The 11,699-nt window shown below is 65.2% G+C and carries 12 protein-coding genes; 1 reads left to right on the forward strand and 11 read right to left on the reverse strand.

Translation table 11 applies throughout. The annotated features are described in order from the left end of the window. Nucleotides 1-272, forward strand: a 272-nt coding sequence (locus tag N878_RS02795) for a glutathione S-transferase N-terminal domain-containing protein (protein ID WP_021442165.1), incomplete at its 5' end; no start/stop codon positions are given. A gap of 282 nt (nucleotides 273-554) precedes the next feature. On the opposite strand, the gene N878_RS02800 is transcribed toward N878_RS02795, so the two are convergent. The 11 genes from N878_RS02800 to cpaB form a co-directional block, all read right to left on the reverse strand. Continuing rightward, the gene (locus N878_RS02800; RefSeq protein WP_031302657.1) at nucleotides 555-1,592 is read right to left on the reverse strand and encodes a lipopolysaccharide assembly protein LapB; all 1,038 of its coding nucleotides are present in this window, start codon (nucleotides 1,590-1,592) and stop codon (nucleotides 555-557) included. Between the two features lies 1 nt (nucleotide 1,593). Further along, nucleotides 1,594-2,562 carry a type II secretion system F family protein gene (locus N878_RS02805; protein WP_021442167.1) on the reverse strand — a complete coding sequence of 323 codons (969 nt, stop codon included), beginning with the start codon at nucleotides 2,560-2,562 and terminating at the stop codon, nucleotides 1,594-1,596. 24 nt (nucleotides 2,563-2,586) lie between these two features. After that, nucleotides 2,587-3,573 carry a type II secretion system F family protein gene (locus N878_RS02810; RefSeq protein WP_021442168.1) on the reverse strand — a complete coding sequence of 329 codons (987 nt, stop codon included), beginning with the start codon at nucleotides 3,571-3,573 and terminating at the stop codon, nucleotides 2,587-2,589. Beyond that, a complete protein-coding gene (locus N878_RS02815; protein WP_021442169.1) occupies nucleotides 3,570-5,006 on the reverse strand; it encodes a CpaF family protein in 1,437 nt (478 codons plus the stop codon). The genes N878_RS02810 and N878_RS02815 overlap by 4 nt, the downstream gene beginning before the upstream one ends. A 6-nt stretch (nucleotides 5,007-5,012) precedes the next feature. Next, the gene (locus N878_RS02820; RefSeq protein ID WP_031302658.1) at nucleotides 5,013-6,236 is read right to left on the reverse strand and encodes an AAA family ATPase; all 1,224 of its coding nucleotides are present in this window, start codon (nucleotides 6,234-6,236) and stop codon (nucleotides 5,013-5,015) included. Then, complete coding sequence (locus N878_RS02825) at nucleotides 6,230-6,736, reverse strand: TadE/TadG family type IV pilus assembly protein (RefSeq protein WP_031302659.1); 507 nt, start codon at nucleotides 6,734-6,736, stop codon at nucleotides 6,230-6,232. The genes N878_RS02820 and N878_RS02825 overlap by 7 nt, the downstream gene beginning before the upstream one ends. Continuing rightward, the gene (locus tag N878_RS02830; RefSeq protein ID WP_031302660.1) at nucleotides 6,736-7,203 is read right to left on the reverse strand and encodes a TadE/TadG family type IV pilus assembly protein; all 468 of its coding nucleotides are present in this window, start codon (nucleotides 7,201-7,203) and stop codon (nucleotides 6,736-6,738) included. Before N878_RS02830 ends, N878_RS02825 begins: the two co-directional genes overlap by 1 nt. Before the next feature lie 125 nt (nucleotides 7,204-7,328). After that, a complete protein-coding gene (locus N878_RS02835; RefSeq protein WP_031302661.1) occupies nucleotides 7,329-8,672 on the reverse strand; it encodes a TadE/TadG family type IV pilus assembly protein in 1,344 nt (447 codons plus the stop codon). 11 nt (nucleotides 8,673-8,683) lie between these two features. Continuing rightward, nucleotides 8,684-8,956, reverse strand: coding sequence for a hypothetical protein (locus N878_RS02840; RefSeq protein ID WP_021442174.1), 273 nt, complete (start codon nucleotides 8,954-8,956; stop codon nucleotides 8,684-8,686). 144 nt (nucleotides 8,957-9,100) lie between these two features. Next, nucleotides 9,101-10,588 carry a type II and III secretion system protein family protein gene (locus N878_RS02845; RefSeq protein WP_256217932.1) on the reverse strand — a complete coding sequence of 496 codons (1,488 nt, stop codon included), beginning with the start codon at nucleotides 10,586-10,588 and terminating at the stop codon, nucleotides 9,101-9,103. Between the two features lie 295 nt (nucleotides 10,589-10,883). Next, entirely contained in the window at nucleotides 10,884-11,693 is an 810-nt protein-coding gene (cpaB, locus tag N878_RS02850; RefSeq protein ID WP_021442176.1) for a Flp pilus assembly protein CpaB, read from the reverse strand. Nucleotides 11,694-11,699: the final 6 nt, after the last annotated feature.

Raw genomic sequence — 11,699 nt, forward strand, 5'->3', positions numbered from 1 at the left:
AGGCCGAGGTGGAACGCGCCAGCGCCGACCTGGCGCTGTACCAGTTCCACGCCTGCCCATTCTGCGTCAAGGTACGGCGCAGCCTGCACCGCCTGAACCTGCCGGTGCAACTGCGCGACGCCAAGCACGACGCCGAGCATCGCCAGGCCCTGGAACAGCAGGGCGGCCGCATCAAGGTGCCCTGCCTGCGCATCGAGGAAAACGGCCAGAGCATCTGGCTGTACGAGTCCAAGGCGATCATCGCCTATCTGGAGCAGCGCTTCGCCGGCTGAGCGGACGTGCGGGGGGGGGGCCATCCAGGCCGGTTGTAGCCCCTTGTAGGAGCGAATGTATTCGCGCTGGGTCGAGCCCGTGCCCGCCAAGATCGCGAATAAAGGCTAGGCGCCCCTCTTCGCTCCCACCAGTTCATAGCCTGGATTAGCCGAAGGCGTAATTCGGGGCGGCCTCCCTGGGTATGGTTACCCCCCAGGCTAGAGCCGGGTTACGCAGGCGCGCCGGCCCCGCGGGGGGCGGGGTTTCCCCCGCAGGCTGGCGCGCCCGCGCAATCCGGTTGCTCAGGGCAGCGCCTGCTGCTCGCCGGGCACCCCGGCGACCGCTTCGACATCCGCGGTCAGCCCACCGCGCAGGCGGATCTTGCGGATCTGCTCGACCCGGCGCAGGTTGTCCCAGGCTGTGTCGTAGTGCGAGGGGGATTGGTCGATCGCGCTGCGAAAGAATTGCTCGGCAACATCCAGCTTGCCTTCCACCAGGCAGATATAACCGACCTCGTTGCTCGCCTGGGCACGTTTGCCGATCTGCTCGAAGGCGGAAAGTGCCTCCTCGTACCGCTCCATCCGCGCCAGCAGCAACCCGTAGTTGCGCCATAACGGCTTGTAGCTGGAGTCGTAGCTGATGCCGCGCTGGTAGGTACGTTCGGCCTCGGGCCATTGGCCGGCCAGGTAGTAGGAGTAGCCCAGGCTGTTCTGCACCAGCACCGAGCGCGGCTCGATCAGCAAGGCCAAGCGGTAATACGCCTCGGACAACGGAAAGTCGTTGCTCAGGTCGGCGAGTACGCCAAGGGCGTTGTAGACCTTCAGCGGCGACTGGCTGTCCACCTTGAGCGCGGCAACCTCAGGCGGGCCGTCGCTCAGCTCGTTACCCAGGCGCCGCTGATCCAGCACCACCGCCTTGAACAGCAAGCTCCGCGCGGCCTCGTGATCACGCTTGGCCAGTTGCAGCAGGCCCATCTCGGCCAGGGCGCCGAGGTTTTCCGGATCGTTCGCCAGTACATCAGCGAAGGCCATCTCGGCCAGTTGGTTGTTGCCCCGCTCGCGGTGAATGCGGCCGACCCATACCAGCGCCTCGTAGCGTTTCGGGTCCAGTTCGATGGCGCGCAGGTACTGGAACAACGACTGATCCAGATCGCCCGCCTGGTAGGCCATCGCCGCCATCTGCATCGCCTGATCGGCCGAGGTGCTGGCCTTGCGCACCTTGTACAGCAGAGAATTGTCGCCGGCATAGACCGAGCGCGTATCCAGCGCCGGCTCCGGCCCCATGGTCTGGCATCCCGACAGCACGGCCATCATGGCCAACAGCAGACTTATTCTTTTCATCTCATAATTTCCCGAAGACTTTGAGCACCCCAACGATGGCGGGACCGATGGCCACCAGGAAAAAGCTCGGCCATAGGCACAAGACTAGTGGGAATATCAGCTTGGTGCCGATTTTCGCCGCCGTCTCCTCGGCCTTCTGGGTACGCCGGTCGCGAAACTCCTCGGCGTAGATGCGCAGGGTATCGGCCACGCTGGTGCCGAAGCGGATGCTCTGCGCCAGCAGGCTGACCAGACCGCGGATGTCCTCCAGCCCGGTGCGCTCGGCCAGGTGCTTGAGCGCCTCGGTACTGGGAATGCCAGCACGGATCTCCGCATTGACCAGGGCCAGTTCCAGCGCCAGTTCCGGCTGGCTAACGGCCATCTCGTCGGCCACCCGCTCGATGGCCTGGGGCAAGGCCAGCCCCGACTCCACGCACACCACCATCAGGTCCAGGGCATCGGGAAAGGCCACCAGCAGGCGGGTCATACGTGCCTGCTTGCGCTTGTCGACATAGATGGCCGGCGCCAGCCAGCCGACAGCGACGGCTATCAGCACCAGCAGAACGCCCATGGGTAGGGACAGCTTGGGGATCAGCGGCAACGCCAGCAGGGTCAGGCCGACCAGCGTCAGCGGCAGGAGCAGGCGCACCGCCCAGTAGGTCTGCACCGCCGCCGGCGAGCGATAGCCGGCATGGGTCAGCAGGGTACGAGTGGCAGACGCCTGCCCCTGCTCCTCCGAGGTGAAACGCTGGCCCACCTGCTCCAGCATCAGCTGCAGGTTACTGGGCGCCTCCTGGCCGACGGCCAGGCCGCCGTGCCCACGCTTGATCAGGGCAAGGCGCCGCTGCACCGGGTCGCGCAGCCCCAACACCAGCATGGCCAGGGTGACTATGGCGAGCACCGCGCTCAGGCCGATGGCGCCGACGAACAGCATGCGCGCCAGTTCCTCGTTGCCCACCAAACGATTGAGCAGACTCAGCAGATAGTCCATGACGCATACCTCCTCGGCCCGTTATCAGACCTGGATGCGGATGATCTTGCGGATCCAGAAGATGCCCAGCAGCATGGCGATAAACGCCGCTATTACTAACTTCTGACCGAAAGCATCATTTATTAGAACAGGTAGGTAGGCAGGTGTAGTTAGCACGATCGCGGCCGCCAATACGAAGGGCACCGCCACCAGCACCCAGGCCGACATGCGCCCTTCGGCCGACAGGGTCTTGACCTTGCGCTGGAAACGGAAGCGCCCGCGGATCAGGCTGCTCAGGCGCTCCAGCACCTCGGTCAGGTTGCCGCCGGTGTCGCGGTGGATCAGCACCGAGGTCACCAGCATCATCACCGTCATGCTCGGCATGCGCTCCAGCAGACCGAGCATGGCCCGGCGCACGTCGTTGCCGTAGTTGATGTCGGCGAAGGTCAGGCCGAACTCGTGGGCCACCGGCCCCTTGTGCTCCTCGGCCACCAGTTGCAGGGTCTCGTTGAACGGGTGGCCGGCGCGCAGGGCGCGGCACATCGCATCCAGGGCATCCGGCAGGCCCTCCTCGAACTGGGCGAAGCGCTTGCCGCGGTCGCTGGCGATTTTCAGCACCGGCAGCCAGCAGGCGGCCAGGGCTACCGGCAGCGCCAGCCACCAGAGCTGGGTGAACAGCCACAGCAGAAGGCCCGTGACCACGCCGAGGATCAGCCCTAGCAGCAGCACCCGATAGGCACGGTAGTCATGGCCGGCCTGCTCGATCATCTGCGCCAGCGCCTCCATGGCCGGCAACTGCTCCAGCCAGGCCTCCAGCGGCGACAGGCGCTTGAGGTACTTCTGCCGCAACACCGTCTGCATGTTCGGCAGATCGCTGGCCCGCTCCAGCACCTGCAAGCGATTGCGGATACGCTTGCGCACCTGCCCCGCCTCGCCGAACACCGGCACCACCAGGCCCTGGCTGAGCAGGAAAACCGCGGCGAACACCATGCCGAGGAACGCCAGGATAAACTCGCTGGGAATCTGGTTCATGACTGCCCCTCCATCCACTCCGGCCGGAACATGTTCAGCGGCAGCTCGATGCCACGCTTGCCCATCACCTCGCGGAAGGCCGGCACCATGCCGGTCGGCCGGTAGTCGCCGAGCACCTCGCCGTGCTCGCCGATGCCGCGGCGGACGAAGGCGAAGATCTCGGTCATGGTGATGATCTCGCCTTCCATGCCGTTGATCTCCTGCACGCTGACCAGGCGCCGCCTGCCGTCCTCCTGGCGTTCGAGCTGGATCACCACGTCGATGGCCGAGGCGATCTGCTGGCGCAGGGCCTTGATCGGGAAGGTGGCGCCGGTCATCGACACCATGTTCTCGATCCGGCCCAGGGCATCGCGCGCGGTATTGGCGTGGATGGTGGTCAGCGAGCCGTCGTGGCCGGTGTTCATCGCCGTCAGCATGTCCAGCGCCTCGGCGCCGCGCACCTCGCCGATGACGATGCGATCGGGGCGCATGCGCAGGCTGTTGCGCACCAGCTCGCGCTGGTTCACCTCGCCGCGACCCTCGATGTTGCACGGCCGGGTCTCCAGGCGCACCACGTGCGGCTGTTGCAGCTGCAGCTCGGCCGAGTCCTCGATGGTGACGATGCGTTCGTTGTGCGGGATAAAGCTCGACAGCACGTTGAGCATGGTGGTCTTGCCGCTGCCGGTACCGCCGGAGATCAGCACGTTGAGGCGACCACGGACGATGGCCTTGAGCATCAGGGCGATGGCCGGAGTCAGGGTGCCCATCTCCACCAGGCTCTCGCTACTGAGCAGGTCCACCGCGAAACGGCGAATCGAGATGCTCGGCCCGTCGATGGCCAGCGGCGGGATGATGGCGTTGACCCGCGAGCCGTCCTTCAGCCGCGCATCCACCAGCGGCGAGGACTCGTCGATGCGCCGCCCCAGGCTGGAGACGATACGGTCGATGATGTTCAGCAGGTGCTGGTCGTCGCGAAAACGCACGTCGGTCTGCTGCAGCTTGCCGTGCCGCTCGACATACACCGAGGCATGGCCATTGACCAGGATGTCCGACACGCTGTGATCGGCCAGCAAGGGTTCCAAAGGCCCCAGGCCGAGCACCTCGTCGGTGATCTGCTTGATGATCAACTGACGGCTGGCCGCGCTCACCGGCGCGCTGTGATCCTCCATCAGGCGCAGGCAGATATCGCGGATCTGCCGCGTCGCATCGACCTGCTCCAGGGAATCCAGCAACGACAGGTCCATGACCTTGAGCAGTTGCTGGTAGATCTTCTCGCGCCACTCGGTCTCCACCGGGCTGAGATGGGTCTTGGTTTCGTAGAGCTCGGCCGGTGCGCTGTGCTCCCAGGCCATCATGTCCTGGGCGGCCCCGTCCCGGGCACCCGGCTCGGCAGAGGGCGCCTCCACGGCCTTGAGTGGCTGCTGGCGCAGGCGGTTGCGCAATTCATTGAGCATGGCGGTTCACTCCCCGAAAAAGCGGCTGAAGGCGCGCTTGAACAATCCCTGTTCGGCACCTGCCTGCTTGCCGAGCAAGTCCTTGCTCAGCTCCTGCAGTGCCAGCGTGATGGGCGCACGCGGCGCGTACTGATCCAGCGGCGCACCGGTGTTCTGGCTCTGGCTGACCACGGCGAAATCGTTGGGTAGCTTCTGCAGCTCGCTGCAACGCAGCGCCGTACCGATATCGCGCAGACTGATCGGCGCGGCCTTGTCGTAGCGGTTGACCACCACCTGCAGGTTCTCGCCGCGCACGCCCAGCTCGTCGCGCAGGATGCGTGCCAGGCGGCTAGCGTCCTTGAGGTGGCTGAGGCTCTGCTGCACCACGATATAGACCCGGTCGGCCTGCTCCAGGGTGATGCCGGTGAGGTGGTCGATCTGCCGTGGCAGATCCACCACCACCCAGTCGTAGGTACTGCGCGCCAGTTTCAGCAGCGCCTCAAGCTGCTCGATCTGCACATCCTGCGGCAGGCACAACTCGTTCTCGCGCCCGCCCAGCACATGCAGGCTCGGGCTGAAATGGCTGCAGAAGCCGCGCAACGCCACGCCGTCCATTTCGCCGATCTGTTGCAGCACCTCGACATGGCTGTGGGCCGGGTGCACATCCAGATAATGGGCGACGCTGCCGAACTGCAGGTCGAGATCCAGCAACAGGGTATTGCCGCCCTTGGCGCTGAGTTGGTGGGCCAGGTTGCAGGCCAGCAGCGTCGCGCCGGAACCGCCCTTGGCGTTTATCACTGCCACCAGCTTGCCGCCGGAACCGTTGCTGGCACGCGTCTCGGTGACCATGCGGCCCAAGGTGGCCAGCAACTCCTCGGCCACCACCGGCTCCGGCAGGAAGTCGCGGGCACCGGCCTGCATCGCCAGGCGAATGCCCTCGCGCTCCTCCAGCGGGCCGCATACCAGCAACGGCGGGCGCTCCTGGGCTGGGTGCTGCAACAGCGCCGCCAGTTCCTCGCGCCACAGGTGGCTGACCCGCAGCAGAAGGAAATCGGGCAGCCTTTCCAGCCCGTAGAGCGGATCGGTATGCCCATTGCTCACCAGGCGGGTGTCGATTTGCAGACCTGGGATACGCCGGCAAACGCCCTGCAGGTGCTGCAAGGCAGCTGCGTCGCGGCTGCTGATCAACAGGTGCAAGCCCTGCTTGTTCGGCGAACCGGTAGGCGCGGGGGCTTCTCTGAGGTTCAACATGGCGTGATCTCCGGTCCTGGTGCATCCGTCTCGGCATGACGGCCGAGACTTTCGCGCGGGATGGTCGACCTGAATGCCGGCAGGGTGAACACCCCGCCGAATCCAGGAATCAGCAATTCATGGGGAAAATTTTCCACCCGCAACTGCACATAGCGGATGGCTCGAAAACCGCTGGCGCTGTCGAAGTCGTCAGGACTGGCCACGGTAGCGCCGGTCTCATTCAGGTAGACCAGGCTCAGGTCGGCGGTTTGCAGCCTACCGATCAGTCGGCTGGCGCCTGCCTCGTCGGCCGCATTGAAAATCGCCCGGCGCAATATCACCGGATCCCGGATATCGCATACCGCCGCCAGACGCGCGCCGCGCCGCACCACCTCGTCCAGGGCATTGACCGTGAAGTACAGGCGGCCCATTTCCAGTACGCCGAACAGCAGGGTGAACAGCAGCAGGCCGATGATGGCGAACTCCACCACGTACACCCCTCGCATTCGCTGCCTGTTCATCACAACCCCCTCATCACGGAGGTGGCCACCAATGGGAAGTTCAGCGGGATGGCATCGCCGATCAGCGCTGGCAAACCAGTGCCTATTACCGGGCGGAACACATAATTGATGCTGACCTGGACATGTTGGGTGCCGACCGTGCCAACCGTCACATCGGCGGTGCTAAGCCCCGGCACCACTTCATTGCCGGGTTGGGCCACGGGCACGCCATAGACGGCCAGGTTCTTGGTGGTGGCCGAGAGCCCGGAATCGATCACCACCTGGCCGAGGGTGGTATTCCAGGACTTTCCCGCCAGGTAACGCACCGCATCGCGGTTGGCCTGCAGCAGGTTGTTGTAGTGGTAGAGCATGCGGCCGAACTCGGCGATGGCCAGCAGCAGCAGCAACAGCAGCGGCAGGGCGATGGCGAACTCGACCATGGCGACGCCCTGCTGCGCCCGACCTGGCTTGAATGAGTGACTGTGCATGGAACACCTCCCCAGTGACTGGGTTCACCACCTGAGCGGATGCAATCCGCAATAGTGCTTGCACGAGGCTTGCGCCTCCCCGGACCTCAGCCCGGCCATACCGCTCCATCACCCAGCGTGACGGCCTAGGAATCGGGACTCGGCGTCGAAAAGTCGCTGAAGTAGGTCTTGTACAGCTGGATGATGTTCGGGCCGGCATCGTCGGCCGGCGTCGGCCCGGCGTAACCGCTGCCTTCGCACTCCTGCATGAACTGGCCGAAGACTTCTTTTGCGCCGCTTTGCTCTACCTTCTGCAGCAGATAGAAGCAGCCGAATCCCAGCACCGGCAACGAGGTAGCCCCTCCGCCCGCCACTTCGGCGCAGTTGCCGATCACGACATTGAGGACGCGGCGCTCGGCGACGCCCGTGCAGGATCCAGGACTTGCGGCGCAGTCCGTATAGGCACCTTTCCAGTCGTTCACATCGGTCAGTTGGGTGGCACCGGCCGACAGATCGCCGCCGGAAGAAATGACCTGGGCGCCGTTGTGCTTGGGGACACCGCCGTCCATCACCACCAGCGGCCGGCTGTAGTCGGTATACCAGTCCGGCGGGCAAGCCGTGGAATCGACGGGGCCGTTATAGATGCCCAGACGGGTATTAAGGCCCTGGGCCACCGGCCCCCAGGTGATGCCGGGCTCGGTATCCACCGACCCCGTGTCTTCGAGGCATTGCTCGGTTCCTGCACAGAACGCCTGGCGGATATCCGCGCCGCCGGTACTATCGCCCAGCCGCAACAACTGACAGTTACCCGCGCTTGGGCTGCCGGGAGTACCGCAGGTCAGCGTCTGCAGATCGCCATACCGATAGCCCCAGAAGTTGCCATTCTCCGGGTCGTACTGGGCCGGGTCGCCGCATACCACGATAGGGTCGATCTTGCAGGTCGAGGCCGTAGGGCTGGGCCCCGCCGTGGCGATGGCGGCCACCGCCTTGTCGCCCAGGTTGCCGGCAGAGAACCATTGGGCGAAGCTCCAGAAGAATCCGCTCAGCGGATAGTCCGGCACCGATACCCGCACATAGGCGGCATCCGCTGGGCCGGGGAAGGAGAACGGGCCATAGACACTGCTCGATAACTCGACTATGGCGAAGTTACCCACCCCACCACTGTCGGCAATACCGCTGCCGAGTTCGCCATTGCCGCTGGCACTGGCATTCAGCGTCAGCGTGTTCCACGCGGCGGTGCGCGCCGCATCTGCCGCTGCGACATAACCGGCAGGGTCGCCACCTACCTGACTGAGGGTCTTGGCGCCGCTCAGGGCGGCGGCATCCACGGCATTTTGCAGGCGCGTCTTGTTCAGCAGCATATGCCCGCCGTCCAGAGCCAGGGCGCCCATCAGCAGCATGGCAGCCATGGCGATCACCACCAGCACCATCACCGCACCCCGCTGGCGCCCCGGCGTCGCGGTGTACGGCCGTTGAATACGGGGTTTCATGGTCGTGCCTCTCAGTTGCCGATATTGATCTGGATGGGTTGGCCGACCTGGGCCGCATCGCCGGTCACTCCGCGGTAGCCATCCATGACCCTTTCGGTCACCGCGCCATCGGTACCGGTGGGAGAAACCTCCGTGCCCGGGTTGGCGGCCACCGCCTTGTCGGCGATCTGCTGATAGTGGATGTCGTAGACGGTGGAACCCAGGGTGCCGACGCGGCCTTCGTCGTAGGTCATGCAACCGGCCAGCGCGAACGCCAGCAGGCACAGGGAAATCATGGTCTTCATGGTCGCTGCCTCCAATTGTGCAAATACGGGAACTGCATTTCCCACATCCATGTGGGCCAATAGTCGAAACCTTTGCGGCATAGCCGCCACCCTTATCCGGCGCTTCGCGCCACCTTCTCCCAGGGGGAGAAGGGTATCGGCGCGCTAATTGAGGTCATGCCCGAAACTGCCCTCGCTGACCCCGAGGCTGACCGGCACCGGGCGCTCCATCTGGCGGCCCTTGGTCCTGCCCAGCAGATAGAAATCCACATCGCTCGGCTCGACGAACTTCTCGGTGGGCAGACGCACGGCCCTGGCATCGATCGGCTTGGCCAGATGCGGGGTGACCAGGATCACCAGTTCGGTCTCGCCGTTGACGAACTCCTGGCTGCGGAACAGGTGGCCGAGCACCGGGATGTCGCCCAGGCCGGGAAAGCGGCTGACGAAGTCGCGGGTGTTCTCGCTGATCAGGCCGGCGATGGCGATGGTCTGGCCATTGCCCAGCTCGACGGTGGACAGCGCGCTGCGCTTGGTCAGCGCCGGTACCAACAGGGAGACCTCATCGCTGACCAGGCTACCCGAGGCGGTATCCACCACCAGGCTGTTGGCGGTCACCAACTCGCTGACCGATACGTTGAGGTTGAGGTTGACCCGCCCGCTGTCCAACACCACCGGGAGGAACTTCACGCCGACGCCGAACTCCTTGAACTCGATGGTGATGCCGTCCTCGTCCGATACCGGGATGGGGAACTCGCCGCCGGAAATGAACTCCGCCTGCTGGCCGCTGAGGGTGGTCAGGGTCGGTTCCGCCAGCACCTTGGCCGAGCCGTTGTCCTTGGCCGCCTCCAGCACCACGTTGAACAGGAAGTTCTCGGAAACGAACTGGCCGAGGAAGCCCTTGCCGCTGCCGATCAGGCTGGTCGGGTCCAGCACCATCATCCCGTCGTTATTGGGATCGGGCACGAAGCCTATCGGCAACCCATCCGCCCCACGCCCGCCATTGAAACCACCGGTGGACCAGCGGCTGGAAGAACCGAAGTCCAGGGCGTTGAAACGCATGTTCAGGCTCTTGAACAGGCTGCGCTTCATTTCCGCCACCTTGACCTCCAGCATCACCTGTTGGCTGCCACCGACGGTCAGCAGGTTGATCACCTCCAGGGATTGGCTGGGCGCCGCCACCGCGGCTTCGCCTTCGCCCTGCACCACGCTGGCGGTTTGTGCGGTATAGGTCTTGGCCAGCTTGACCGCGGCGTCCATGGCCGCCGCGCTGCTCACCTGGCCGCGCAGCACCAGTGCGCCCTGAGCGCTGTAGACCTCGATGCGCTCGCTGGGCAACAGCTCGTACAGCTTGCTCTTCAGCCCGCCGAGGTCGTGCACCACTTCCAGGTCGAGGCTGTCGATCAGGCGGTTGCCGCTGTCCCAGAGCAGCACATTGGTGCTGCCCAGCGAGCGCCCCAGCAGGTACAGCTGGGTCGGACTGGTCACCAGGATATCGGCGATATCCGGGTTGCCCACCGAGACCTTCTTCACCGGGGAGCGGGTGGTCAACACCCGCGACTTGTAGATGGGTACCTGAATATTGCTGACGTTGGCCGCCGGCATCGCGCTGACCGCCGGCGTCGGCTCGGCCGCCTGCAGAGCCGCACTCGACACTAGCCCGGCGCCTAGTACGTACAGCGCGTATAACCCGAGTCTCCGGATGATATCCATGCCCTACTCCTTGCTTGGTATGTCGCGTTGCCTGGTTACAGGAGCACCGGATAGCCGATGCCATTTAGAAGTCGCGCAGCGACGCCTTCCTTTGTGCCCTTCTCCCTCCGGGAGAAGGCGGCGCGTGGCGCCGGATGAGGGAGGCGGGCATGCCCGTCAACCGTTTTCTCACCTCTCCCTCAGGAGCGGGGTGCGTAGCCAGGGGCCTTGGTGAGCGCCGGGCGAGGAAGGTTCACATCTAAAGCTGCGCCTTGGCCGCCTGCACCTCGATACCGCGGATAATGGTGACGCCACCACCGCCGCCGCCACTGCTACGGCGCACCACCGGCTTGGCCACCGGAACCGGGGCCGGGGCCTCCACCTGGGCCACCACCTCCGGCACCGGCGGCTTCTTCTGGTTGTCCAGCGGGTTGCGCAGGGCCAGCTGCAGCTTGCCTTCGGTCTGCGCCTTGACCAGCACTTCTGCCTCTTCGCTGGTCATCTCCAGGGTCACCGCGCGCACCACCACCGGCTGGGTCTTATCGGTGCTGGCGGTCTGGTCCACCGCCAGCACGCGCAGGTCCTCGAGAATGGTTTCCGACACCGCATTGCTGTTGTTTCCAACTTTTTTGGCCACCAGCACGTCGACCCGGTTGCCCGGCAGCAGGAAGCCGCCGACGCCGACCACGTCGTCGACCCGCACCGAGACGGCGCGCTTGTCCTTCTCGATCAGCGAGGCCAGGGTGCTGCCGCCGAGGTGCTCGGCCAGGCGCGCGCCACGCACTATGTCGCCCTTGAGCATGGCGAAGGTGGCGATCTTGCCGGTGACCTTGTCGGTGGCGTCGAAGGCGTCGTCCGGCACCGTGCCCTTGGGCATGCGCACCAGGGTCACCTGCTGGGCCTCGACCATCTGCCCGAAGGGAATCTCCACCGTGGCCACCACCACGTTCTGCAGGTTGTCGTCCGGCCCGGCGTTGAGCCGCGCGTTCAGCCAGTTGTTGGCCAGGAAGGCCGCGCCCAGGCCGAGGATCAGCGACAGGGCGATCAACACGAGCGTGCGAGAGTTCATGACGGT

Origin of the sequence: Pseudomonas sp. EGD-AK9, from assembly GCF_000465935.2 — a bacterium.
In the GTDB taxonomy this organism is placed as follows: domain Bacteria; phylum Pseudomonadota; class Gammaproteobacteria; order Pseudomonadales; family Pseudomonadaceae; genus Aquipseudomonas.

Bases quoted from the DNA above. Each gene is read 5' to 3' on its own strand.
- N878_RS02800 (WP_031302657.1), bottom strand. From the start codon at position 1,592: ATGAAAAGAATAAGTCTGCTGTTGGCCATGATGGCCGTGCTGTCGGGA.
- N878_RS02805 (WP_021442167.1), bottom strand. From the start codon at position 2,562: ATGGACTATCTGCTGAGTCTGCTCAATCGTTTGGTGGGCAACGAGGAA.
- N878_RS02810 (WP_021442168.1), bottom strand. From the start codon at position 3,573: ATGAACCAGATTCCCAGCGAGTTTATCCTGGCGTTCCTCGGCATGGTG.
- N878_RS02815 (WP_021442169.1), bottom strand. From the start codon at position 5,006: ATGCTCAATGAATTGCGCAACCGCCTGCGCCAGCAGCCACTCAAGGCC.
- N878_RS02820 (WP_031302658.1), bottom strand. From the start codon at position 6,236: ATGTTGAACCTCAGAGAAGCCCCCGCGCCTACCGGTTCGCCGAACAAG.
- N878_RS02825 (WP_031302659.1), bottom strand. From the start codon at position 6,736: ATGAACAGGCAGCGAATGCGAGGGGTGTACGTGGTGGAGTTCGCCATC.
- N878_RS02830 (WP_031302660.1), bottom strand. From the start codon at position 7,203: ATGCACAGTCACTCATTCAAGCCAGGTCGGGCGCAGCAGGGCGTCGCC.
- N878_RS02835 (WP_031302661.1), bottom strand. From the start codon at position 8,672: ATGAAACCCCGTATTCAACGGCCGTACACCGCGACGCCGGGGCGCCAG.
- N878_RS02840 (WP_021442174.1), bottom strand. From the start codon at position 8,956: ATGAAGACCATGATTTCCCTGTGCCTGCTGGCGTTCGCGCTGGCCGGT.
- cpaB (WP_021442176.1), bottom strand. From the start codon at position 11,693: ATGAACTCTCGCACGCTCGTGTTGATCGCCCTGTCGCTGATCCTCGGC.